Source organism: Amycolatopsis bullii (assembly GCF_014654205.1).
Lineage (GTDB): Bacteria > Actinomycetota > Actinomycetes > Mycobacteriales > Pseudonocardiaceae > Amycolatopsis > Amycolatopsis plumensis.
The window spans coordinates 26,521-50,399 of sequence record NZ_BNAW01000048.1; the positions used below are offsets into that span (position 1 = coordinate 26,521).

General features: G+C 71.4%; 25 protein-coding genes. 17 read left to right on the forward strand and 8 right to left on the reverse strand.

Annotation, left to right across the window (positions count from 1 at the left end; translation table 11 throughout):
* The gene (locus IE317_RS35655; RefSeq protein WP_013224408.1) at nt 1–231 is read left to right on the forward strand and encodes a ferredoxin; all 231 of its coding nucleotides are present in this window, start codon (nt 1–3) and stop codon (nt 229–231) included.
* Nucleotides 224–1,666 carry an NAD(P)/FAD-dependent oxidoreductase gene (locus IE317_RS35660; protein ID WP_191315776.1) on the forward strand — a complete coding sequence of 481 codons (1,443 nt, stop codon included), beginning with the start codon at nt 224–226 and terminating at the stop codon, nt 1,664–1,666. Before IE317_RS35655 ends, IE317_RS35660 begins: the two co-directional genes overlap by 8 nt.
* A gap of 532 nt (nt 1,667–2,198) precedes the next feature.
* Here IE317_RS35660 and IE317_RS35665 read toward each other — a convergent pair.
* A complete protein-coding gene (locus IE317_RS35665; RefSeq protein WP_191315816.1) occupies nt 2,199–3,602 on the reverse strand; it encodes an MFS transporter in 1,404 nt (467 codons plus the stop codon).
* Nucleotides 3,603–3,734: 132 nt separating this feature from the next.
* On the opposite strand from IE317_RS35665, the gene IE317_RS35670 reads away from it, so the two are divergent.
* The 9 genes from IE317_RS35670 (at nt 3,735) to IE317_RS35710 (ending at nt 11,955) form a co-directional block, all read left to right on the forward strand.
* The gene (locus tag IE317_RS35670) at nt 3,735–4,625 is read left to right on the forward strand and encodes a LysR family transcriptional regulator (RefSeq protein ID WP_191315777.1); all 891 of its coding nucleotides are present in this window, start codon (nt 3,735–3,737) and stop codon (nt 4,623–4,625) included.
* A gap of 142 nt (nt 4,626–4,767) precedes the next feature.
* The gene (locus tag IE317_RS35675; RefSeq protein WP_086844191.1) at nt 4,768–5,211 is read left to right on the forward strand and encodes a helix-turn-helix transcriptional regulator; all 444 of its coding nucleotides are present in this window, start codon (nt 4,768–4,770) and stop codon (nt 5,209–5,211) included.
* A gap of 10 nt (nt 5,212–5,221) precedes the next feature.
* Nucleotides 5,222–5,632: a VOC family protein gene (locus IE317_RS35680; RefSeq protein WP_191315778.1), complete on the forward strand. Its 411-nt coding sequence runs from the start codon at nt 5,222–5,224 to the stop codon at nt 5,630–5,632.
* Between the two features lie 32 nt (nt 5,633–5,664).
* Nucleotides 5,665–6,870, forward strand: coding sequence for an MFS transporter (locus tag IE317_RS35685; RefSeq protein WP_191315779.1), 1,206 nt, complete (start codon nt 5,665–5,667; stop codon nt 6,868–6,870).
* Nucleotides 6,855–7,094, forward strand: a complete 240-nt coding sequence (locus tag IE317_RS35690) for a helix-turn-helix transcriptional regulator (RefSeq protein WP_191315780.1) — start codon at nt 6,855–6,857, stop codon at nt 7,092–7,094. The genes IE317_RS35685 and IE317_RS35690 overlap by 16 nt, the downstream gene beginning before the upstream one ends.
* Nucleotides 7,091–9,448: an ATP-binding cassette domain-containing protein gene (locus tag IE317_RS35695; RefSeq protein WP_191315781.1), complete on the forward strand. Its 2,358-nt coding sequence runs from the start codon at nt 7,091–7,093 to the stop codon at nt 9,446–9,448. The genes IE317_RS35690 and IE317_RS35695 overlap by 4 nt, the downstream gene beginning before the upstream one ends.
* A 168-nt stretch (nt 9,449–9,616) precedes the next feature.
* Nucleotides 9,617–10,633, forward strand: coding sequence for a fatty acid desaturase family protein (locus IE317_RS35700; protein ID WP_191315782.1), 1,017 nt, complete (start codon nt 9,617–9,619; stop codon nt 10,631–10,633).
* 9 nt (nt 10,634–10,642) lie between these two features.
* Nucleotides 10,643–11,692, forward strand: coding sequence for an MBL fold metallo-hydrolase (locus tag IE317_RS35705; RefSeq protein WP_191315783.1), 1,050 nt, complete (start codon nt 10,643–10,645; stop codon nt 11,690–11,692).
* Entirely contained in the window at nt 11,689–11,955 is a 267-nt protein-coding gene (locus IE317_RS35710; protein WP_229903072.1) for a Smr/MutS family protein, read from the forward strand. The genes IE317_RS35705 and IE317_RS35710 overlap by 4 nt, the downstream gene beginning before the upstream one ends.
* A 1-nt stretch (nt 11,956) precedes the next feature.
* Here the strand turns inward: IE317_RS35710 and IE317_RS35715 are convergent, their stop codons facing one another.
* From IE317_RS35715 to IE317_RS35740, 6 genes are all read right to left on the reverse strand, one after another.
* Entirely contained in the window at nt 11,957–12,556 is a 600-nt protein-coding gene (locus IE317_RS35715; protein WP_191315784.1) for an Rv1733c family protein, read from the reverse strand.
* A 129-nt stretch (nt 12,557–12,685) separates the two neighbouring features.
* On the reverse strand, nt 12,686–13,225 hold the full coding sequence (gene hsaB / locus IE317_RS35720; protein ID WP_191315785.1) for a 3-hydroxy-9,10-secoandrosta-1,3,5(10)-triene-9,17-dione monooxygenase reductase subunit: 540 nt from the start codon (nt 13,223–13,225) through the stop codon (nt 12,686–12,688).
* Nucleotides 13,222–14,133, reverse strand: a complete 912-nt coding sequence (gene hsaC, locus IE317_RS35725) for an iron-dependent extradiol dioxygenase HsaC (RefSeq protein WP_191315786.1) — start codon at nt 14,131–14,133, stop codon at nt 13,222–13,224. The genes hsaB and hsaC overlap by 4 nt, the downstream gene beginning before the upstream one ends.
* Entirely contained in the window at nt 14,133–14,975 is an 843-nt protein-coding gene (gene hsaD / locus IE317_RS35730) for a 4,5:9,10-diseco-3-hydroxy-5,9,17-trioxoandrosta-1(10),2-diene-4-oate hydrolase (protein WP_191315787.1), read from the reverse strand. The genes hsaC and hsaD overlap by 1 nt, the downstream gene beginning before the upstream one ends.
* Nucleotides 14,975–16,138 carry a 3-hydroxy-9,10-secoandrosta-1,3,5(10)-triene-9,17-dione monooxygenase oxygenase subunit gene (gene hsaA, locus IE317_RS35735; RefSeq protein WP_191315788.1) on the reverse strand — a complete coding sequence of 388 codons (1,164 nt, stop codon included), beginning with the start codon at nt 16,136–16,138 and terminating at the stop codon, nt 14,975–14,977. The genes hsaD and hsaA overlap by 1 nt, the downstream gene beginning before the upstream one ends.
* A gap of 33 nt (nt 16,139–16,171) precedes the next feature.
* Nucleotides 16,172–17,773: an FAD-binding protein gene (locus tag IE317_RS35740; protein WP_191315789.1), complete on the reverse strand. Its 1,602-nt coding sequence runs from the start codon at nt 17,771–17,773 to the stop codon at nt 16,172–16,174.
* A gap of 100 nt (nt 17,774–17,873) precedes the next feature.
* On the opposite strand from IE317_RS35740, the gene kstD reads away from it, so the two are divergent.
* Genes kstD through IE317_RS35770 form a run of 6 tightly spaced genes read left to right on the forward strand, consistent with a single transcriptional unit; the run spans nt 17,874 to nt 23,294 of the window.
* Nucleotides 17,874–19,538: a 3-oxosteroid 1-dehydrogenase gene (gene kstD / locus IE317_RS35745; RefSeq protein ID WP_191315790.1), complete on the forward strand. Its 1,665-nt coding sequence runs from the start codon at nt 17,874–17,876 to the stop codon at nt 19,536–19,538.
* Complete coding sequence (locus IE317_RS35750) at nt 19,535–20,671, forward strand: Rieske 2Fe-2S domain-containing protein (RefSeq protein WP_191315791.1); 1,137 nt, start codon at nt 19,535–19,537, stop codon at nt 20,669–20,671. The genes kstD and IE317_RS35750 overlap by 4 nt, the downstream gene beginning before the upstream one ends.
* The gene (locus IE317_RS35755; RefSeq protein ID WP_191315792.1) at nt 20,668–20,925 is read left to right on the forward strand and encodes a hypothetical protein; all 258 of its coding nucleotides are present in this window, start codon (nt 20,668–20,670) and stop codon (nt 20,923–20,925) included. Before IE317_RS35750 ends, IE317_RS35755 begins: the two co-directional genes overlap by 4 nt.
* Nucleotides 20,918–21,949, forward strand: a complete 1,032-nt coding sequence (locus IE317_RS35760) for a ferredoxin--NADP reductase (protein WP_191315793.1) — start codon at nt 20,918–20,920, stop codon at nt 21,947–21,949. The genes IE317_RS35755 and IE317_RS35760 overlap by 8 nt, the downstream gene beginning before the upstream one ends.
* Before the next feature lie 9 nt (nt 21,950–21,958).
* Nucleotides 21,959–22,807, forward strand: a complete 849-nt coding sequence (locus IE317_RS35765) for a MaoC/PaaZ C-terminal domain-containing protein (protein WP_191315794.1) — start codon at nt 21,959–21,961, stop codon at nt 22,805–22,807.
* 31 nt (nt 22,808–22,838) lie between these two features.
* Complete coding sequence (locus tag IE317_RS35770) at nt 22,839–23,294, forward strand: riboflavin kinase (RefSeq protein WP_191315795.1); 456 nt, start codon at nt 22,839–22,841, stop codon at nt 23,292–23,294.
* An 11-nt stretch (nt 23,295–23,305) separates the two neighbouring features.
* Here IE317_RS35770 and IE317_RS35775 read toward each other — a convergent pair whose 3' ends face one another.
* Nucleotides 23,306–23,854, reverse strand: a complete 549-nt coding sequence (locus tag IE317_RS35775) for a DUF5134 domain-containing protein (RefSeq protein WP_191315796.1) — start codon at nt 23,852–23,854, stop codon at nt 23,306–23,308.
* Nucleotides 23,855–23,879: the final 25 nt, after the last annotated feature.

Below are 23,879 nucleotides of genomic sequence, written 5' to 3' on the forward strand. Positions count from 1 at the left end.
ATGCCCTTCCGTTTGCCCGGCGGCGGGCCCCGGATCAGCGTCGACAACGACCGGTGCGAGCTCTACGGCATCTGCGCCATGGAGGCCCCGGACGTGTTCGACCTCGGCCAGGACGGCCGCCTGCGCTTCCACACGCGACTGCTGGACGAAACCACTATCGAACAGGCGAAGATGGCCGCCCGCTGCTGCCCGATGCAGGCGGTCGTGATGAGAGGGGACCTCGATGGCTGACGGCGACCGGATCGTCATCGTCGGTGCGGGCGTCGCCGGGCTGCGCGCCGCGGAACGCCTGCGGGAACAGAAGTTCGACGGCGAGATCGTCCTGATCGGCGACGAGGCGCGGCGGCCCTACCACCGGCCGATGGTCTCCAAGGCGCTGGTGATGGGGACCGAGCGGCCCAGCGACGTCGGCCTTTCGCACTACCTGCCCGATCTCGACGTGCACTGGCGGCTCGGCGCGCGGGTCACCCACCTGGACACCACCGAGCGGGTCGTGCACCTGCCCGGCGGCGAATCCCTCTGGTACGACGGCCTGATCGCCGCGACCGGCGTCTACCCGCGGCACCTGCCCGGGGCGCCGCGGCACGACCCGCGGGTGCGGATCCTGCGCACGGTCGAGGACTCGATGGCCGTGCGGCGCTGCCTCAACGCCAGCAAGAAGCCGGCCGTCGTGATCGGCGCCGGCCTGATCGGCAACGAGTTCGCCGCGAGCATGCGGCACATCGGCCGGGACGTCACCCTGATCGGGCACGCGAAGGCGCCGCTGCACCGCTTCGGCGACCGCGTCTCCAGCGGCATCGTCGAGGCACACCACGAGCACCGCGCGAACCTGGCCATGCGCAGCGAAGTCCGGCACTGGATCAGCACGAAGGACACCGTCGGGCTGCACCTGACGAACAACCAGCTGCTGGTGGCCAGCGTCGTCGTGCTCGCCATCGGCAGTGTCCCGTCGGTGGACTGGATGCGCGGCTCCGGCCTCGACATCAGCGACGGCGTCCTCTGCGACTCGAAGCTGTTCGCCGAGGGTGCCTCCGACGTCGTCATCGCCGGCGACATCGCGCGCTGGCCGAACCTGCGCTTCGACGAGACCCCGCGGCGGGTCGAGCACTGGATCAACGCCGTCGAGTCGGCCCGGCACGCGGCGGACAACCTGCTGATGGGCCACTCCAGCGCCATCCCGTTCACCCCGCTCCCCCGCGCGTGGTCGACGCTGTACGACACGCGCCTGCAGATGTGCGGGATGCCGTCGCTGGCCGAGGACACCGTGTCGCTGGCCGACGGCATCACCGGCTTCATCCGCGACGGGCGGCTCGTCGGCATCTCCGCGTGGGACAAGCCGCGGGCGATGCTCGACTGGATGGCCGAGCTCGACCGCCGGCTGCCCGCGCCCGACTACGTGCCCGAGCCGGAGCCCGCGCCCGTCGCGGAGGTCCCCGAGGTCCCGACCGTCGAACCGTCGCTCGCCGCGCTGGCGGCCGACGTGCCGCCGGAGTTCGACAGCGGCTTCGACCACCAGGCCTTCGAGCGCGAGTTCGAAAGCGAGTTCGCCAACGACATCCCCACGACGGCGTTCCCCGCGCAGTCGCTGCCGGCCCCGCCGACCACGGCGTTCGCCGCGCAGCCGGGGGCGGCGCTGCCGACCATGGCCATCCCGATGGGGAGGTAGAGAAAAGCCGGGACGGGACTGCGCGCGGCGGTCTCCGTCCCTTGCCGGCCACCACACTCCCTCCGCGGCTGGGTGGTGTGGTGGCCGGCCCCAGCGTCCCCGTGCCTGCCTCGCGCTGGTTGCCGAGCGAAGCGCCCGGCGGGCCAGGAGAGGGCCATCCCGAGGGAACCCGACGCCCCCGGGGTGGCCTTCTTCCGGCGCACCGGGCGGGGGCCCGGGGTCGAGGCGCCGCGGCGGGTCACTCCGCCGGGGCGCACGGGCCGTGGCGGTCGTTCCGGCGGAAGGGTATGCCGCCGGAAGGAACGCCACGGTCAGGCAGCACCGGTGCACGGCCGTCCCGGGAGCACGGGAACTCCCGGGACGGCCCCACCACCCGACCCCCCAGGCACGCAACCCGACCGTCCAGGCACGCAAGCCGACCCTCCAGGTACGCAAGCCGACCCTCCGGGTACGCAAGTCGACCTTCTGATCACGCGAGATGCCCCTCCAATCACGCGTGATGCCCCTCCAATCACGCGTGATGCCTTCCCCGTCACGCGCGGCGTGACCACCACGACTCCCCCACGACGAGCGCGCCGAGGACGAGCACCGCCACCCCGGTGAAGCGCAGCCCGGCGTCCGCCCCCGAAACGAACGCCGTGACGACGTCGGCCGGGCGGGACGTCCGGGTCAGGGCTTCGGCCACGGTGTGCGCCCCGCGGGCGTCCGGCGGCAGCGCCGCGGCGAACCGCGCGGTGGACACCGTGCCGATCACGGCGACGCCGAGCGCGCTGCCGAACTCCCGGGTCGTGGCCTGCAGCCCGGTGCCGACGCCCGCCTGGGCCGGCGGCAGGGCACCCGCGATCACGCCCGACAGGGTCGGCAACGCCAGCGTCACCCCGATCCCGGCGACCACGAGCCAAGCGGCATAGACGCCGTACGGCGTGTGGGCGTCGCTTGTGGACAATCCGAGCAGGCCACCGCCGACGAACGCTAACGCGCACGCGACGGTCGCGTCGAGCCCGATCCGCGAGGTCAGCCGGCCCACGTGCGGCCCGCCGAGGATGACCGGCACGGTCAGCGGGACGATCCCGAGCCCGGTCGCCAGCACGCCGAATCCCTTGGCGTACTGCAGGAACGACGCGTTGACGTAGAACAGCGCGAACATGCCGAAGAAGATCGCGGTCAGCCCGAGGCACGCGCTGCGCAGGCGCGGGTCCCGGAACAGCCGGGGGTCCAGCAGCGGGTGCACGGACCGCAGCCCGGCGAACACCCAGGCCGTGAACAGCACGGCGGCCGTGGCGAAGCCGCCCACGACGACCACGCTGCCCCAGCCCGCCTCCGGGCCCTGGACGATCGCGAGCAGCAGCGCGACCGACGCGCCGGTCAGCAGCGTCGCGGACCCGGCGCCGAGCCGCCGGTCGTGGCGCGACGACACCGGCGCGTACCGGGCGGCCAGCGCGGCCAGCCCCAGCGAGACCCCCGCGGCGGCAGCGAACAGCCAGCGCCACGAGCCGGCCGTCAGGACCAGGCCGCCGCCGACGTTGCCGGCGACACCGCCGATGCCGGTCATCGACGCCCAGGTGGCGATCGTGCCCGCCCGGCGGCCGGCGGGCACGGCGTGCAGCAGGACGGCGAGCGAGTTGGGCAGCACCGCGGCCGCGCCGACCCCGGTGAGCGCGCGGCCCGCGAGCAGCACGGCGACGTCCGGTGCGAGGGCCGACAGCAGCGTGCCCGCGGCGAACAGCCCGAGGCCGGTCAGCAGGACGCCCTTGCGGCCGAACCGGTCGCCGGCGGCACCGGCGGGGATCACCAGGCAGGCGAACACGATCACGTAGGTGTCGACGATCCAGACCAGCGCCGGCGCGGACGGGTGCAGCCCGCTCGCGGCGAGCGGCGGGACGGCGAGGTTGATCGCGGCGACCATCCCGACGACGAGCACCACGGCGGCGCACATGAGCGTGAGCAGCCCGCGGTGGGAAACCGGGGCGCGCAGGGAAAGGGAAGTGGACATGAACCCGACGCTAGGGACGATCGACCACTGCGCGCGACGCAACTTCGTCAAGAGTGCTTTGCGTATGCTGCAACTGTGTCCGAGCAGCTCGACCTGAACCTCCTGCGCGTGTTCGACGCGCTCCTGCGGGACGGGAGCGTGACGGCGGCGGCCGAGCGCCTCCACCTGTCCATCCCGGCGACCAGCCGGGCGCTGGGCCGGCTGCGGCGGGCGATGGGCGATCCGATCCTGGTCCGCGCCGGCCGCGGGCTGGCGCCGACGCCGTTCGCGCTGCGCGCCGCGCCCCGGGTGCGCTCGCTGCTGGAGGAAGCGGCGTCGCTGGTCAACACGGAGTTTTCGCTCGCCGCCCTCGACCGGACGTTCACGATCCGCATCAACGACGGCGTGGCCGCGACGCTGGCGACGGCGGCGGCCGAAGCCACGGCGGCCGCCGCCCCGGGCGTCACCCTGCGGTTCGTGGCCGAAGGCAGCGAGAGCGCCGAGGCCCTCCGCGACGGTTCGATCGACCTGGACATCGGCGTGGGCACGCACCCGGCGCCCGACATCCGCAGCACGGTGCTGTACCGCGAACGCCTGGTGGCCGCGGTGCGCGCGGACAGCCCGCTGGGCCGGCACCGACGGCCGACCCTGGCGCAGCTGTGCCACCACCCGCACGTCTCGGCCTCCCGCCGCGGCCTCGCCCGCGGGCCGCTGGACGACGTGCTTTCCGCGGCCGGCCTGCACCGGCACGTCGCCGCGGTCGTGCCGACGGCCGCGGTGGCCGCCCTCGTGATCGCGTCGAGCCCGTACGTGGGACTGCTGCCGCAGCGCCTCGCCGAGCAGTACGCCGGCGCGCTCGGCCTGCGCTGGTTCCGGGTCCCGGCGGACCTGCCGGAGCTCGACGTGCGCTTGTCCTGGCACGCCCGCCTGGACGCGGACCCGGCCCAGCAATGGCTCCGCACCACCCTGCGCGACGCCCTCCCCTGACCCGTCCGGCGACTCGCGTACCTGGACGGTCGGCTTGCGTACCTGGACGGTCGGCTTGCGTACCCGGACGGTCGGCTTGCGTACCCGGAGGGTCGGCACGAAACGTCTCCGCCCGGCTCGTCTCATATGGCAGGATTCAGGGGTGACCAGCTCGGCCGCCACGGCGCAGTACCTGCGTGACCTCGCGTTGCTGCGGCGCGTGCGGGACCGGATCGACCGGGAGTACGCGCAGCCGCTGGACGTCGAGGCGCTGGCCCGTGGCGTGAACATGTCCGCCGGGCACCTCAGCCGGCAGTTCCGGCGAGCCTACGGAGAGTCACCGTATTCGTACCTGATGACGCGGCGGATCGAACGGGCGATGGCCCTGCTGCGGAAGGGCGAGCTGAGCGTCACCGAGGTCTGCTTCACCGTCGGCTTCTCGTCGCTGGGCACCTTCAGCACCCGGTTCGCCGAGCTGGTCGGGATGCCTCCGAGCGTGTACCGCGAGCAGCAGGCCGAGGCCACCGTCGGGATGCCGCCGTGCGTCGCCAAACAGGTCACCAGACCGATCAGGAATCGAGAAGCGCGGCCCTCGGCGGCCACCTAGGGTGACCACCATGGACGTCACCATTCACTCGAGCTTCCTCCCCCACACCGATCCGGAAGCCTCGCTCGCCTTCTACCGCGACCTCCTCGGCTTCGAGGTCCGCCAGAACGTCAAGTACGGCGACATGCAGTGGATCACCGTCGGCCCGCCGAACCAGCCGGACACCGCGATCGTGCTGACGCCGGTGGCCGCGACGCCCGGCCTGACCGACGACGAGCGCCGCATGATCAACGAGATGATGGCCAAGGGCACCTACGCCGGGGTCAACCTCGCCACCAAGGACCTCGACGCCCTGTTCGCGAAGCTCGAGGCCGGCAACGCCGAAGTCGTCCAGGAGCCGGTCGAGCAGCCCTACGGCATCCGCGACTGCTCGTTCCGCGACCCGGCCGGCAACCTGCTGCGCATCCAGGAGCTGCGCTGACCACGACCGCCCCCGCGCACGGCTACCGCGAGGTGCTGCGCGACCGGCGGATCGCCGGGCTCCTGCTGGGGGACCTCCTGGCCAACGTCGGCACCGGCATGCTTCTGGTCGCCATGCCCGTGCAGACGCTCTCCCTGCACGGCAGCGTCCCGAAGGCCATCGCCATCGGGCTCGTCGAGGCCGCGCCGTTCGTCCTGTCCACCGTGCTGGCCCTGGCTGTCGGCCTCGGCCGGGTGCGGGTGCCGCCGCGCACGCTGCTCGTCGCCGACTGCGTGCTGCGGTCGGCCACCTTCGCCGCCCTCGGCGTCCTGGCCGTCACCGGCCTGCTCACCCTGCCGGTGCTGGTCGCCGGGCTCCTCTTCGGCGCGACGTTCCGGCTGGCCGGCTCGAGCAGCCGCCGCCTGCTGGCGACGTCCGCCGCCGGAGAGGCCGGCCGGTTCTCGGTCAACGGCCTGCTGGGCCTCAACACGACGTTCGCCCTCTACATCGCCGGGCCGGTGCTGGGCGGGGTCGTCGTGGCGACCGCCGGTGCGGGTTTCGCGCTCTTCGTCGACGCCGCCGGAGCGCTGATCCTGCTGGCCTGCGTTCCCCGCGAGGCCGGGGACCGGGACGCGCTGCGCGAGGAAGGCACCCCCGAATCGGGCTGGCGGATCCTGCGCCGCCGTCCGGTCGCCGCGCGGCTGCTGGTGGTCGAGTTCTTCTTCAACTTCCTGTACATGCCGGTCGAAGTCGCGCTCCCGCTGTACGTGAGCGGGACGCTGCACGCCGGCGCGTCCGGGCTGGGGGTGCTGTGGGGTGCGCTCGGGGTCGGCGCGTTCCTCGGCGCCGCGCTCGTCAGCCGGCTGCGGAACCTGCCGCAGCGACCGCTGCTGGTCGCGATCATCGGCCTGTGGGCGCTATGCCCGATCGCGCTCGCCGTCACCGGCGACCTCACCGTGGCCCTGCTCGTCTTCGGCCTGGGCGGCCTGGTGTACGCGCCGTTCACCCCGGTCGCGTACAGCTTCCTGCAGTCCGGGCTCGCGCCCGGGGAGCAGCAGCAGGTCGTCACGCTGTGGACGACCGGCGCCACGGTGGCCGCGCCGCTCGGGCTCGCCCTCGGCGGCCCCCTGATCGAACTGACCGGCAGCACCGGCGGGCTGGTGCTGTCCGGCGTGCTGACCCTCCTGCTGCTCCCGATCGCGGCCCGGGCGGTGCTCGGCCGCAAAACCGAAGGGAACCCGGCATGTGCCTCAGCCTGAAAGCCGCCGCGCACAATCACTTGCGTGAATTGGTGGTGTTGCGCCGGGTCCGCGACCGCATCGACCGTGAATGCGCGGCTCCCCTCGACATCGAAACACTCGCGGGAACAGCGGGCCTGCCCGTCGCGCAATTCGTCCGCCGTTTCCGCGACGCCTACGGCCTTTCCCCGCAGGAATACCGGCAAGCCGCCGAAGCCCGGATCGAAAACTGGAGTACTCGATGAGCAAGCACGCCGCCGACAGCCACGACCTCATCCGCGTCCACGGCGCGCGCGTGAACAACCTCAAGGACATCAGCGTCGAGCTGCCGAAGCGGCGGCTGACGGTGTTCACCGGGGTCTCCGGCTCGGGCAAGAGCTCGCTGGTGTTCAGCACGATCGCCGCCGAGTCGCAGCGGCTGATCAACGAGACCTACAGCACCTTCGTGCAGGGGTTCATGCCGACGCTGGCCCGCCCCGACGTCGACGTGCTCGACGGCATCACCACCGCGATCATCGTCGACCAGGAGCGGATGGGCGCCAACCCGCACTCCACCGTCGGCACCGCCACCGACGCGAACGCGATGCTGCGCATCCTGTTCAGCAGGCTCGGGACGCCGCACATCGGCTCCCCGCAGGCGTTTTCGTTCAACGTCGCCTCGATCAGCGGCGCCGGCGCGGTCACCATCGAAAAGGGCGGCCGGCAGATCAAGGAGCGGCGCAGCTTCAGCATCACCGGCGGCATGTGCCCGCGCTGCGAGGGCCGCGGCAAGGTCAACGACATCGACCTCACCGCGCTGTTCGACGAGAACAAGTCCCTCAACGAAGGCGCGATCACCATCCCGGGCTACAGCATGGAGGGCTGGTACGGCCGCATCTTCCGCGGCTCCGGCTTCTTCGACCCGGACAAGCCGATCAAGAAGTACACCAAGAAGCAGTTCAACGACCTGGTCTACAAGGAACCGACGAAGATCAAGGTCGAGGGCATCAACCTGACCTACTCGGGGCTGGTCCCGGCGATCCAGAAGTCCTTCCTGTCCAAGGACGTCGACGCGATGCAGCCGCACATCCGCGCGTTCGTCGAGCGGGCGGTGACGTTCCAGACCTGCCCGGACTGCGACGGCACGCGACTGTCGGAGGAGGCGCGGTCGTCGAAGATCGACGGGATCAGCATCGCCGACGCGTGCGCGATGCAGATCAGCGACCTCGCCGCGTGGGTGGGGAAGCTGTCCGAGCCGTCGGTCGCGCCGCTGCTGGACGCGCTGAAGCACACGCTCGACTCGTTCGTCGAGATCGGGCTCGGCTACCTCTCGCTGGACCGTCCATCAGGGACGCTCTCCGGCGGGGAAGCCCAGCGCACCAAGATGATCCGCCACCTCGGGTCGTCGCTGACCGACGTCACCTACGTCTTCGACGAGCCGACGATCGGCCTGCACCCGCACGACATCCGGCGCATGAACGACCTGCTGCTGCAGCTGCGCGACAAGGGCAACACGGTGCTGGTCGTCGAGCACAAGCCGGAGGCGATCGCGATCGCCGACCACGTCGTCGACCTCGGCCCGCGCGCCGGCACCGAAGGCGGCGAGATCGTCTTCGAGGGCACTGTGGACGGTCTGCGGAAGAGCAAGACGCTGACCGGGCGGCACCTGGACGACCGGGCGTCGCTGAAGCCGTCGGTGCGTGAGCCGTCGGGCTTCCTGGAGGTGCGCGGGGCCTCGACGCACAACCTGCAGGACGTCGACGTCGACATCCCGCTCGGCGTGCTGGTCGTGGTGACCGGGGTGGCGGGCTCGGGCAAGAGCTCGCTGATCCACGGCTCGGTGTCCGGCGGCGAAGGGGTGGTGACGGTCGACCAGACCGGGATCCGCGGCTCGCGCCGCAGCAACCCGGCGACCTACACGGGCCTGCTGGAGCCGATCCGCAAGGCGTTCGCCAAGGCCAACGGCGTCAAGCCGGCGTTGTTCAGCGCGAACTCCGAAGGCGCCTGCCCGAACTGCAACGGCGCCGGCGTGGTCTACATGGACCTGGGGATCATGGCGGGCACCGCGACGCCGTGCGAGGTGTGCGAGGGCAAGCGGTTCAACGCCGACGTCCTGGAGTACACCTTCGGCGGCCGCGACATCAGCGAGGTGCTCGGGATGCCGGTGTCCGAGGCGCTCGAGTTCTTCGCTTCCGGTGACGCCGCACTCCCGGCGGCGCACAAGATCCTCACGCACCTGTCCGACGTCGGCCTCGGCTACCTGACGCTGGGGCAGCCCCTGACCACGCTCTCGGGCGGTGAGCGGCAGCGGATCAAGCTGGCGACGCACATGGCGGAGCAGGGCGGGGTGTACGTCCTCGACGAGCCGACGGCCGGCCTGCACCTGGCGGACGTCGAGCAGCTGCTGGGCCTGCTGGACCGCCTGGTGGACGCGGGCAAGTCGGTGATCGTCATCGAGCACCACCAGGCGGTGATGGCCCACGCGGACTGGATCATCGACCTCGGCCCGGGCGCGGGTCACGACGGCGGCCGGATCGTGTTCGAGGGAACCCCGGCACAGCTGGTGAAGGCGCGGAAGAAGACACTGACCGGGAAACACCTCGCGGAGTACGTGGGCTGACTCCCGAACCGCAGTGAATGACTCATTCCTGGCGCCGGACGCCAGGAATGAGTCATTCACTGCATCGGGCGGGCCCCCATACCAGCGTGGGCGGTAGGGCTGGCCCCCGGAAACTCCTTCGAGCACACCGCATTCCGACGCGGTCCCGGAACGCGAAGACTTCGGTGGGTGACCACCACCGAGAACAGCGTCGGAAGCGACTTCGCCCGGCTGAGCCACCGCATCTCCGCCGCCGGCCTGATGAACCGCCGTCCCGGCTACTACACCGCACGGATCGCCGTCGTCACCGGGTTGTTCGCCGCCGGGTGGGTGGCCTTCGCGCTGCTGGGGAACTCCTGGTGGCAGCTCGCCGTCGCGGCCTTCATGGCCGTGATGTTCGGGCAGATCGCCCTGCTCTCCCACGATCTCGCGCACAAGCAGGTGTTCCGGCGACGGCGGGCGACCGAGGTCGCCGGGATGGTCGCCGGGAACCTCGGCATCGGGATGAGCTACGGCTGGTGGATGGACAAGCACACCCGCCACCACGCCAACCCGAACCACGAGGAGCTCGACCCCGACGTCGACCCGGACATCCTCGTCTGGTCGAAGGACCAGGCCCGCGCCAGCCGTGGTGTCCCCCGGTTCATCGGGCGGTACCAGGCCTTCCTGTTCTTCCCGCTGCTCACCCTCGAAGGCCTGAACCTGCACTGGTCCGGCATCCGCGCGGTCCGCAAGCCGGGGCTGCGCCACCGGAAGGCCGAAGCCGCGTTGCTCGCCGGGCACTTCGTCCTCTACTTCAGCGCGCTGTTCACGGTGCTCAGCCCCGGCATGGCGCTGCTGTTCTTCGCCGTCCACCAGGGACTGTGGGGTGTCTACATGGGATCGATCTTCGCGCCCAACCACAAGGGCATGCCGACCCTCACCGGGCGCACCGAGCTCGACTTCCTCCGCAAGCAGGTCCTCACCTCCCGCAACGTCCGCGGCGGCGTCGTCACCGACGTCGCTCTCGGCGGCCTCAACTACCAGATCGAGCACCACCTGTTCCCGAGCATGCCGTCGCCGCACCTGCGGCGGGCGCAGCCGATCGTCCAGGCCTACTGCGCCGAGCTGGGCCTTCCCTACCTGCAGACGAGCCTGGTCGAGTCCTACCGGCAGGCCCTCACCCACCTGCATGAAGCTGGGGCCCCTCTCAGGAAGCGTTCGTAGACTCGGGGCATGAGGAAGACGATCGCGGCCATCCGGGACCTGCCCGCGGCGTTCGGCGCGAAGGCCACCGGCGCCCGGGCCGAGCGGGTCCGCTCGTCGCCGCAGTTCGACGGCAAGGTGTTCCGCAACGCGGCGCCGCGGCACCCGATGACCGCGGCCTCGATGCGCACGATCTTCCGTGAGATGTTCTTCGGCGAGCACCGTGAGCTGCGCAAACCGGCCGGCGCGGTGCCGCTGGTCGCGGCGGCGCCGGTCGAATCGGCGGACGGCCTGCACCTGACCTGGTACGGCCACGCCTCGGCGCTGGTCGAACTCGACGGCGCCCGCGTGCTGCTCGACCCGGTGTGGAGCGACCGGGTCTCCCCCGCGACGTTCGCCGGCCCGCGGCGGCTGCACGAGCCGCCGGTGCCGCTGTCCGGGCTCGGCCGGATCGACGCCGTGGTGATCTCGCACGACCACTACGACCACCTGGACCTGGCGACGGTCCGTGCGCTGGTCGGCGCCTCCGACGCACCCTTCCTCGTGCCCCTCGGCGTCGGCGCGCACCTGGAACGCTGGCACGTCCCGGCCGCCCGGATCATCGAGCTCGACTGGCACGAAGAGGCGACGGTGGCGGGCGTCCGCTTCGTGGCGACGCCGGCCCAGCACTTCTCCGGCCGCGGCATCACGAACGACGACACGCTGTGGACGTCGTGGGCGCTGCTGGGCCCGCGGCACCGGGTGTTCTACAGCGGCGACACGGGCTATTTCGACGGTTTCGCGGCCATCGGCGCCGAGCACGGCCCGTTCGACGCGGCCCTGATCCAGATCGGCGCGTACGCCCCGCAGTGGCCGGACATCCACATGACCCCGGAGGAAGGCGTGGCGGCGGGTCTCGACGTCCGGGCGAAGCTGCTGGTCCCGGTGCACTGGGCGACGTTCCAGCTGGCGATGCACCCGTGGGGCGAGCCGGCCGACCGCGTGTGGAGCGAGGCGAAGGAAGCCGACCTCCCGCTGGCGATCCCCCGCCCGGGCGAGCGCATCGACGTGGCCGAGCCGCCACCGGTGGACGGCTGGTGACAAGCACTGTGAAGCTCAAGCTGGACCTGCACGACGTCTACAACCGGGGCGGGGAGATCGACCGCGCGCTCAAGGCGATCATCGACGAGGCCGTCGCCAAGAAGGCGCCGCTGGTCGAGATCATCCCCGGCAAGGGGTCAGGGCAGCTGAAGAAGCACGTCCTGCGCTTCCTCGAGCGCAAGGACGTCAAGGCGCTCTACCACCGGGTCGAGAAGGACAAGGACAACTTCGGCAGGGTGTTCGTGCACTTCCGCTGGAAGTGACTCAGAACCGGCTGTCGTGGCGGGCCTGGGCCCACGCCCGGTCCCAGGCCGCCGCGTGGAAGCGGGTCAGGACGAACCGCGCGATGCCGTACAACGCCGCCAGGGCGCCGGTGATCGCGACCCACAGCAGGATCGCCGCGAACACGCCGTCCGCCGCCGAGGTCGCGGCCGACAGCGGCTCGCCGGCCAGCTCGCCGCGCTGGTCCAGCCAGACCGGCACGCGGGTGCCCGCCGGGCTGCCCGGATCGGTGAGGACGTCGCCGGTGTGGCGGGTGCCGCGGGCGTCGAACCAGGCCGCCGGGACCGTCGTCTGGGCGGCCGGGGCGCCGGCGCCGTCGGTGCTGTACGGCTGGCCGGACGCCGCCGCGAGGGAAACCGCCGTTGCCGGGTGGCGCGTGGTGCGCTCCTGGGCCGCGCGGGCGTTCTGCGCCGCGTACGTCTCCGAACCGAACGCCGCCGCGAACGGGATCGCGAGGAACGCGCCGACAACGGCCAAGAGCAGGAGGAAGGCTTCGACGCGGTCGCCCACCCGGGCCACGGGGTTGCGGCCGGGACGCAGCCGCCGCCCGAACCGGGCGATTCGTCCGCTGGGCCCACGCATGCGCGACTCACTCCTCCCGGGAAGGTGTCTTCTCGGTAACAGTGTGCGCGCCGGGCTCGGCTTTCTCTTGTGAATGGGATGCGGCCCACCTGTGAAACCGTGCACAACCACCCGGTGGAGCGATCGCGGTTACAGCCAGTCGTCCGGACGCGGCCAGGGCAGCATGGCCGCGAGCGCGTCGCGGGCCGGCTCGGTGACCGCGTACCGGCCGCGGTGGAACAGCAGCGGGCGGGCGTCCGACGGCGCCCCCAGCGCCGTCACCCGGCCGATCACGACGTAGTGGTCACCCGCTTCGTGCACGGCTTCGAGCGCACAGTCGATCCAGGTCAGCGCGCCGTCGAGCAGGGGTGCGCCGGACGGCGCGGGGGTCCAGCCGAACCGGGCGAACTTGTCCTCGCCGCGGGCGCCGAACACCGCGCTGACCTCCTGCTGGTCCTCGGCCAGCACGTTGACCGCGAACCGGCCCGCCGCCGCCAGCACCGGCCAGGTGCGTGACGTGCGAGCCGGGCAGAACAGCACCAGCGGCGGGTCGAGCGACAGCGCCGCGAACGACTGGCAGGCGAACCCGGCGAGGGTGTCGCCGTCGCGGCCGGTGACGACCGTGACGCCCGTGCAGAAGTGCCCGAGCACGCTGCGGAACTCGGTCTGGTCGACCGCCACGGAGGTCATGCGCCCGGGGGCCGCGCGCCGACCGAGAAGTCGTGGCCCCACAGCGACACCGCGGTGCTCTCGCGGGCGATCCAGCTGTCGTCGTCGACCTGACGGCCTTCGCAGCCGAACTCGACGTCGAAGCCGCCCGGGGTCTTCATGTAGAACGACAGCATCAGGTCGTTGACGTGCCGGCCGAGCGTGGCCGACATCGGCACCTTCCGCCGGATCGCGCGGTCGAGGCAGAGGCCGACGTCGTCGGTGTTCTCCACCTCGACCATCAGGTGCACGATCCCGGACGGCGTCGGCATCGGCAGGAACGCCAGGCTGTGGTGGCGCGGGTTGCAGCCGAAGAACCGCAGCCACGCGGGCGGGCCGTCGGCGGCCCTGCCGACCAGCTGCGGCGGCAGGCGCATCGAGTCGCGCAGCCGGAAGCCGAGGACGTCCCGGTAGAACCGCAGCGACGCCTCATCGTCCTTGGTGGACAAGACGACGTGGCCGAGGCCCTGCTCGCCGGTGACGAACTTGTGGCCGTACGGGCTCACCACCCGCCGGTGCTGCAGCGCGACGCCGTGGAACACCTCCTGGGTGTTGCCGGACGGGTCGTCGAAGCTGATCAGCTCGTCGACGCGCCGGTCGGCCAGCTCGTCGGGCGTGCCTTCCTTGTACGGCACCGACGCCGCGTCCAGCCGCGACCGCAGCTCGGCCAGTTCCGCCGCGTGCGCGACCTCCCAGCCGGTGACCGCGAGGCGATCCGCGGAGCCCGGCGAGATCACCAGCCGCGCCGGGAAGTCGTCCATGCGCAGGTAAAGCGCGTCCGGGTTGGTACCGCTGCCTTCCACCATGCCGAGCACCTTGAGGCCGTACTCGCGCCAGGCCGCCATGTCGGTGGCTTCGATGCGGAGGTAGCCCAGTGACCGGATGCCCATCAGGAACTCCCGAGGAAATCGAGGGCCAGCCGGTTGAACTCGTCGAACTTCTCCAGCTGGGCCCAGTGCCCGCAGCCGCCGAACACGTGCAGCTGCGCGCGCGGAATCGTCTTGAGTGCCACCAGCGCGCCGTCGAGGGGGTTGACGCGGTCCTCGCGGCCCCAGATGAGGAGCACGCGCTGGCGCAGCCGGTGGGCTTCGCGCCAGAGCATGCCTTCTTCGTACGTGTCGGGCTTTGCGAACGACATCCCCATCGCCCGCATCGCGGCGAGCGACTCCGGGGTGTTCGCGGCGGCGAAGCGTTCGTCGATCAGCTCGTCGGTGATCAGCGCCTGGTCGTGGACCATGATGCGCAGGAAGGCTTCCATGCGCTCACGAGAAGGCTTCGCAGCGAACCGCCCGAGGTTCTTGACGCCTTCGGTCGGGTCGGGCGCGAACAGGTTGACGCTCAGCCCACCCGGTCCCATCAGCACCAGCCGCCCGGCGCGCTTGCCGTGGTTCAGCGCGAACCGAACGGCCGCACCTCCGCCGAGCGAGTTGCCGACGAAGTGGGCGCGCTCGATGCCGAGCGCGTCCATCAGCCCGGCGACGGCATCCGCGCTGTGCCGGAAGTACTGCGGGTGCTCGGTCGGCTTGTCCGACCGCCCGAAACCGGGCTGGTCGACGGCGATCGTCCGGTAGTGCTTGGCGAACTCCGGCAGGTTGCGCCCGAAGTTGCTCCACGCCGACGCGCCCGGCCCGCCGCCGTGCAGCAGGATCACCGTCTCGGCGTGCTCCGCACCGGCTTCGTGGTAGTGCAGCTTGAGCGACCCGGCCTGGACGTACTTTCCTTCAGGAGCCATCAGTACATCGCGTTCTCGACGGGGAGCCCGAAGGCGCCGGTGCCGTACATGACGTACGCGCGCTCGGCGTCGTTGGCCGCGTGGACGCGGCCCGCGTGCGCGTCGCGCCAGAAGCGCTGGATCGGCGTGCCGCGCTGGATCGCGCGGCCGCCGGAGTTTTCGAAGAGCCGGTCGATCGCCGCGATCGCGCGTTCGGTGCCGCGCACCTGGTCGCGCCGGACGCGCAGCCGCAGGTCGCTCGGCAGCCGCTCCTCGCGCTTGGCCAGTTCGTACAGCTCCTCGATGTTGCGGGTCAGCTGCAGCCAGGCGGCGTCGATTTCGCTGGCCGCCTCGGCGATCCGCACCTTGGCGAACGGGTCCTCTTTGGACTGCTCACCGGCGTACGCGGCCCGGACGCGCTTGCGCTGGTGCTCGACGTGCGCGTCGTAGGCACCCTGCGCCATGCCGATGATCGGCGCGGTGATCGTGGTCGGGTGCACCGAGCCGTACGGGAGCCGGTACAGCGGCCCGGGGTTGACGGCCTGGCCCGGCACCTTGCACTTCGACGTCGCGATGAAGCTCAGCGCCCGGTGCTGCGGCACGAAAACGTCCTCGACGACGATGTCGTTCGAGCCGGTGCCGCGCAGGCCGATCGTGTCCCAGACGTCCACGACCGTGTAGTCGGCGATCGGCAGCAGATAAGTGCAGAAGTCGACCGGCTTGCCATCCTTGAACGCGGGCCCCCCGAGCAGCACCCACGTGCAGTGGTCGCTGCCGGAGGAGAAGCTCCACCGGCCCGAGAGGCGGTAGCCGCCCTCGACGACCTCGGCCTTGCCCATCGGCGCGTACGACGAGGAGATCCGCACGTCCTGGTCTTCGCCCCAGACCTCCTGCTGCGCCTGGGCGTCGAACAGGGCCACGTGCCACGGGTGGACACCGAGGATGGAGGCGACCCAGCCGGTGGACCCGCACGCGCTCGCGATCAGCTTGACCGCGGTGTAGAAGCTCACCGGGTCGGCTTCGAGGCCCCCGTGGAGCTTCGGCTGCAGCAGCTTGAAGAACCCGGTCTCCTGCAGGGCCTTGACGGACTCCTCGGGGACGCGGCGCGCGTCCTCGGCGTCCTGGGCCCGTTCCCGCAGGACCGGCAGGAGGTCCCGGACCCCGGCGATCACCTGCTCGCTCATGCGCAGTTCCTCTCTAGTCTCACTGAGCCAAGACTAGAACACGTTCTCGTTTTTGTCGAGAACGCCCTGCGCCAGGGCACTGTTGATCCCTGCTCTGCGGCCGGAAAACACGCAGTCGGCCAGGGACAGGCCACTCACGTAGGACCTGGAACAGATTCCCACGGCGGTGCGGCCGGCGGCGTACAGCCCCGGGATCGGCTGCCCGGTCGTGCTCCGCACCGCGCCGGTGTCCTCGTCGACGACCAGCCCGCCGAGGGTCAGCATCGGCGTGGGGTACCCGAGGTTGGGCCGCACCGAGATGTCGATCAGCGAGTACGGCGGGTTGTCCAGCCGCCGCACGAACTCGGTCGGCTTGCCCACCGGATCCCGGTCGCCGTGGTAGGCCTCGACGCTCGCGCGCAGCCCCTGCGGGTCGACGCCGGCCTTGCGCGCCACCTCTTCGACCGTCTGGCCCACGACCCGGCCCCGGCGCAGCAGGTACCGCAGCTGGAGCCACTGGAACCACTGGCTCTGCTTGCGGCCGTCCCGGCGCGCCTCGGCCACGATCGGCGCGTCGACCAGCAGCCAGCCCTTGCTCCCGTGGTCCTCGATGAGCTTTTCGCCGACCGCGGCGCCGTAGCGGGATTCGTCGATGACCCGCCGGCCCGCGGCGTCGACGATGATCCCGCCGAGGAACGCGCTCGGCGGGGTGACGAACCGCCACGCGGAGATCCGGCCCAGTTCCCCGGTCGCCCCGCCGGCCTCGACCCCCATCCGGATGCCCGACCCGTTGTCGGCGGACGTGCCGAGCGCGAGCCCGCCGCGGTAGGCCGGGGCGTGCTCGCGCACCATCTCGCGGTCGGCGATGAAGCCGCCGGCGGCGAGCACCACCCCGCGCCGGGCGGAAATCCGCAGCTCACGACCGTGGGACCGCTCGAAGCGCTCGACCCGGCGGTGCAGCGACTTGCGCAGCGACGGCACGTAGATCCCGGGTTTCGCCGCGTACTGCGCGAGGCGCTGGTGCCGCGCCCGCACCGACGCGGGCGCGTCGCTCAGGGTGTCGGCGACGAGCCCGGTGACGCGGCCCGCGCCGTCGCGGATCAGCGTCCGGGCGGTCGTCTGGGTCAGCACCCGGATGCCGCGGGCGCGCACGGCCGCCTTGAGCCGCGCCATCAGCATCTTCCCCGAGGTTCCGGGCCCTTTGACACGGTGGCCGCGGGGCGCCGGTTTCGCCGCGTCACGGAACCCGCCGGCGGCCTCGCTGCCGGAGTAGTAGAGGTAGTGCCGGTCGCTCGGGTACGACGTCTTGTAGGGGCAGAGGCTGCCTTCGAACGGCACGCCGTTGCCCTCCAGCCAGGTGATCATCTCGCGGCTGCCCTCGCAGAACCGCCGCAGCGTCCGCTCCGAGACGACGTCCCCGGTTTCCAGCCGCAGGTAGGCGTACATCGCGTCGACGGAATCGTCGACACCCGCGTCGAGCTGCTGGCCGGTGCCGCCACCGGCGTAGACGACGCCACCGCTGACCGCGCTGGCCCCTCCGCCGGCGAAGCGCTCGACGATCACGACGTCGGCGCCCGCGTCGGCCGCCTCGAGGGCGGCACAGGCGCCGGCCGCCCCGAATCCCACGATGACCACGTCCGCGACGAGTGCGTCCATGGTGGCTACCCTAGAACTGAAACACGTTCTCGCCTATCGTGGCCGAAAGGCGCTCCCAACTGGATACTTCTGTCATGGAACACGTTACAGGTGAGGTGGTATGAGCGAGCAGTTCGACGTCGTCGTGGTCGGCAGCGGCGCCGCCGGGATGACCGCCGCGCTGGCTGCGGCCCACCACGGCTTGAGCGTCGTCGTCCTGGAGAAGGCGGCCTGCTTCGGCGGCTCGACGGCGCGGTCCGGCGGCGGCGTCTGGATTCCGGGCAACCACGCGCTGCGGGCCGCCGGGATCGACGAACCCCCCGAACGGGCGCGCGAGTACCTCGCCTCGATCGTCGGCGACGTCGTCCCGGCCGTCCGGCGCGACACGTTCCTCGCGCACGGCCCCGAGGTGCTGAAGTTCGTCTGCGACCACACGCCACTGAAGTTCCGGTGGGTCCGCGACTACAGCGACTACCACCCCGAAGCGCCCGGCGGGCGGCCCGGCGGCCGGTCGGTCGAGCCCGTCGCCCTCGACGGCAAGCTGCTCGGCGCCGAGCTGGCCCACCTCGAACCGCCGTACAGCGCTCCCCCGCTCGGCGTGCCGATCACCCAGGCCGACTACCGCTGGCTGAGCCTGCTCGCGAGGCACCCGCGCGGGGCCGTCCGCCTGCTGTCGCTGGGCAGGCAGTGGCTCGTCGGCAGACTCCGCGGGCAGCGGCTGCTGAGCATGGGGCAAGCGCTTGCGGCCGGCCTTCGGGTCGGGCTCGCCCAGGCCGGTGTCGAGGTCCGGCTGAACACGCCCCTGGTCGACCTCCAGGTCGACGACGACCGGGTGACCGGCGTCGTCACTTCGCAGGGGGTCATCGGTGCCCGGCGGGGCGTGATCCTCGGCAGCGGCGGCTTCGAGCGGAACCTGGAGATGCGCGAGAAGTACCAGCGCGCGCCGATCGGCGTCGACTGGACCGTCGGCGCGGAGGCCAACACCGGCGACGGCATCACCGCCGGCCTCAAGCTCGGCGCGGCCCTCGACCTGATGGACGACGCCTGGTGGGGGCCGTCGCTGCCGCTCACCGGCGGGCCGTGGTTCGCGCTGGCCGAGCGGTCGCGGCCGCGCAGCATCATGGTCGACGCGCGCGGCGAGCGGTTCGTCAACGAGTCGGCGCCGTACGTCGAGGCCGTGCACGCGATGTACGGCCCCGGCGACGGGCCGGGACAGCACATCCCGACCTGGCTCGTGTTCGACCAGCGCTACAAGGACCGGTACATGTTCACCGGCATCGGGCCGCGCCAGCCGCTGCCCGGCCGCTGGTTCAAGGCCGGGATCGCGGCGAAGTCGTCGACCCTGGCCGGGCTGGCGGCGAAGATCGACGTCCCGGCGTCCGCGCTGGAAACCACGGTGGAGCGCTTCAACGGCTTCGCGCGGCGAGGCGTCGACGAGGACTTCCACCGCGGAGTCAGCAAGTACGACCACTACTACGGCGACCCGCGCAACAAACCGAACCCGAGCCTCGGCCCGCTCGACAAGGCGCCGTTCTACGCGGTGAAGATCGTGCCGGGCGACCTGGGTACCAAGGGCGGGCTGCGCACCGACGAGCACGCGCAAGTCCTGCGCGAGGACGGCTCGGCCGTGCCGGGGCTGTTCGCCGCGGGCAACACCAGCGCGGCCGTCATGGGCCGGACGTACGCCGGGCCCGGCGCGACCATCGGACCCGCCATGGTGTTCGGCTACCTTGCGGCGACGCGGCTGGCGAACGAAGATCAGGGGACCACGGGAGGGCAGCGATGACGCAGGAATCGGTACGCACCATCTACGCCGGTGAGCCGCCGACCCGGTTCGCCCGCGGCTGGCACTGCCTCGGCCTGGCGGAGAACTTCCGCGACGGGAAACCGCACGCGATCACCGCGTTCGGCACGAAGCTCGTGGTGTGGGCGGACTCGGCGGGCGAGCTGCACGTGCTCGACGGCTACTGCCGGCACATGGGCGGCGACCTCACCCAGGGCACGGTGAAGGGCGACGAGGTCGCCTGCCCGTTCCACGACTGGCGCTGGAACGGCAAGGGCAAGTGCGTGTCGATCCCCTACGCCAAGCGGGTTCCGCTGCGCGCGCGGACGCGGTCGTGGACGTCGGAGGTGCAGAACGGGCAGCTGCTCGTCTGGCACGACCCGGAAGGCAACCCGCCCCCCGCGGAGCTGGCGATCCCGCGGATCGAGGCCGCCTACAGCGACGAGTGGAGCAACTGGACCTGGGACGAGATCTTCATCGACGGCTCCAACTGCCGCGAGATCATCGACAACGTCGTGGACATGGCCCACTTCTTCTACATCCACTACGCCTACCCGACTTACTTCAAGAACGTGTTCGAAGGCCACATCGCCACGCAGTACCTCAACACCAAGGGCCGCCCGGACATGGGCATGGCGTCGAACTACGGCGGCGAGGAGAACCTGCTGCGGTCGGAGGCGTCGTACTTCGGGCCGTCGTACATGATCAACAAGCTGGTGAACTCGTTCCAGGGCTACGAAATCGAGAGCGTGCTCATCAACTGCCACTACCCCGTCACGCCGACGTCGTTCGTGCTGCAGTACGGCATGAAGGTGCGGAAGCCGCCGGGCATCTCCGACGAGCACGCGGACAAGATCGCCGCGAAGCTGGCCCGCGGGATCGGCGCGGGGTTCCTGCAGGACGTCGAGATCTGGAAGCACAAGACCCAGATCGACAACCCGCTGCTGTGCGAAGAGGACGGTCCGGTCTACCAGCTGCGCCGGTGGTACCAGCAGTTCTACGTCGACGCCGCCGACGTCACCGAGGACATGACCCGGCGCTTCGAGTTCGAAGTGGACACTTCGAAGGCGAACGAGGCGTGGGCGGCGGAGGTCGCGGAGAACCTGGCGCGGCAGAAGACCGAGGCGGAAGTGTGACCACCGCCGAGCAGACCGAGTTCCTCTCGGGCGGCCTGCGGCCGCACGAGTGCCGCAGCTGCGGGACGTGCGTGCTGGTGAAGAAGAACAGCATCCAGCACACGAGCATCCAGTGGACCAGCCGGCCCGCCGACTCCTGCCCGGTGTTCGCGGACGCCGACGGCCCGTCGGCGTTGCTCGACACGTGCCCGAAGCTGTCCGACAGCATCGCCGACGCCGTGCGCGAAGGCACGCTGGCGGTGGCCGATGGCTGAGCGGGTCTACACGCTGACCGTCGCCGACGTCGTCGTCGAAACGCCGGACGCGCGCTCGGTGGTCTTCGAGATCCCGCCCGAGCACGCCTCTGCTTTTGCTTATTCGGCGGGACAGTTCCTGACCTTGAAGATCCCCAGCGAGCAGACCGGCTCGGTGGCACGGTGCTACTCGCTGTCGAGCGCGCCGCACGAGAACCGCGTGCAGGTGACGGTCAAGCGGACCGACGGCGGGTACGGGTCGAGCTGGATCTGCTCGTCGTTGCGGCCGGGGATGCAGGTCGACGTGCTGGCGCCGGCCGGGGTGTTCTGCCCGGCTTCGGTGGACGAGGACTTCCTACTCTTCGCCGGCGGCAGTGGCATCACGCCGGTGATGGCGATCCTCAAGACGGCACTGGAGACCGGTTCCGGCCGGGTCGTGCTGGTCTACGCCAACCGCGACGAACGCTCGGTGATCTTCGCGGGCGAGCTGTCGGCGCTGGCCAAGCGGTACGGCGACCGGCTGGTGGTCGTGCACTGGCTGGAGAGCGTGCAGGGGCTGCCGGACGTCTCGCAGCTGCGCGGGCTGGCTTCGGCGTACACCTCGCACGAGGCTTTCCTGTGCGGGCCGGCGCCGTTCATGGCGGCCGTGCGGGAGGCGCTCGGGCAGCTCGGGGTGCCGCGGGAGCGGGTGCACATCGAGAAGTTCACGTCGCTGACCGGGAACCCGTTCGAAGAGACCGTCGAGGTCGTCGAGGAGCCTTCGGACGAAGCACCGGCGTCGCTGACGGTGACCCTCGACGGGGAGACGCGGTCGATGGGGTGGCCGCGCCAGCGGAAGCTCCTCGACCACCTGCTGGGCGCGGGCATGGACGCGCCCTATTCGTGCCGGGAGGGGCAGTGCAGCGCGTGCGCTTGCCGGGTGGTGTCCGGCGAGGTGAAGATGCTGCACAACGAGGTCCTCGACGCCGAGGACATGGCGGACGGCATCGTGCTGGCCTGCCAGTCGCTGCCGGTCACCGACGAGGTCTCGATCAGCTACGAATAGGGAGCTTCCGTGCCCATCGACCCCGCGGTCGCCATCGGTGCCGAGATCGGCGAAGTGACCTTCGCCTGGACGTCGTCGGACGTGCTGCTGTACCACCTCGCGCTCGGCGCGGGCCCGGACGAGCTGCGGTACACCTACGAGCAGGACCTCGTGGTGCTGCCGACGTTCGCGACGGTCGCGGCGAACCTGCGTGTCTTCGACCCGCCCGCGGTGTCGTTCCCCGGGGTGGAGATCGACCTGGCGAAGGTGCTGCACGGCAAGCAGGAGATCACGCTGCACCAGCCGATCCCGACGTCCGGCAAGGCGGTGGCGCGGTCGCGGGTCGCGGACGTGTACGACAAGGGCAAGGCGGCGGTGGTCGTCCAGGAGGTCTCGGTCACGTCCTCGTCGGGTGATCCACTGTGGACGGCCCGGTCGAGCATCTTCGCCCGTGGCGAGGGCGGGTTCGGTGGCTCGCGCGGGCCTTCGGATCGGGTTTCCTGTCCTCCGCGGGAGCCGGACTTCGTCTTCGAGACGCCGACGTTGCCGCAGCAGGCGCTGCTGTACCGGCTGTGCGGCGACCGGAACCCGCTGCACGCGGACCCGGCGTTCGCCCGGGCGGCGGGGTTCGACCGGCCGATCCTGCACGGGCTGTGCACGTACGGGATCGTCGCGCGGGTGCTGGTGAACGAGTTACTGGACGGCGACCCGGCCCGGGTGGCGTCGTTCGCGACGAAGTTCGCCGGCGTGGTGTTCCCGGGCGAGACGCTGCGGATCCGGGTGTGGCGGTCCGGCAGCGAGCTCCTGGTGACCACGTCGGCGGTCGAGCGGGACGACGCGCCGGTGCTGGCGGACACGGTGCTGGTGTCCACTCCCTGAACGCCGGTCTTCCGCCCGCTACCGTGGAGGGGTGACTTCGGAATACTTCGTGGTGCGGGGAACGGTCGAGCCAGGCGACAAGCGCGGCCGTGAGCTGGGCTTTCCCACGGCGAACATCGCCTTGAGCGACCAGGCCGGCTCGCTGGGCGACGGGGTGTGGGCGGGCTGGATCGGCCGGGCGGACGGTTCCCGCCTGCCGGCGGCGATTTCGGTCGGCCGCCGCCCGACGTACTACGGCGCGGACGGCTACCGGCTGCTGGAGGCCCATGTCCTGGACTTCTCGGGTGACCTGTACGGCGAGACGCTGGTGGTGTGGCTGGGGTCCCACCTGCGCAACCAGGAGAAGTACGCCTCGGCGGAGGATCTGATCACGGCGCTCAAGAAGGACATCGCGGCGGCGGCCCAGTGGACGGCGGAGAACCCGGCGGCTTCGCTGCCTGAGCCCGGGGAAAGCGGGCTGGGCGAGGTGCGGCGGGTCACGGGCTGAGGTCTGCGTGCTCACAAAGCCGAGGCCAGCAGCATGTACCCCATCCCGGCCCCCATCGCCGCCCGGCACACCGCCCGCGACGCGTGGCCCGAGTCCGCCCCCACTCCCGCCGAGCCGCGCACCACCAGCACCCCCGACCAAGCCGCGTCGGCCACGAAATAGCCCGCCGCCAGCACTGCGATCAGCGGCAACGCCAGCCGGGCGTCCATTCCCGGCATCGTCAGCCATGGCCCGTGGTCCATCCCTCCGTGCGGCATCGCCGTCACCATGTACAGCATCGCCGCCGCCGAGAGGGCGTGGTGCGCGCACGTCCGGCGGCGCCACCAGGCCACCGCGAACCAGCCCGTCGTCAGGACCAGCACCGCCTGCCAGCCCGCCGCCGGGATCGGGCCGCCGACCGGCGACACCATCGCCACCATGGCCACCACCAGCAGCAGCTCCGCCAGGTCGCCGTGGCGCACCCCAGCACCCAGCCGCCCGTAGTCGAGTCGGACCAGGCGCAGCACGCAGGGCAGCACCAGCGCCGCGAACAGCGCCGTCAAAGCCCAGTCGACCGCCATCGGCCTCACTCTCCGTCGTGGGTGG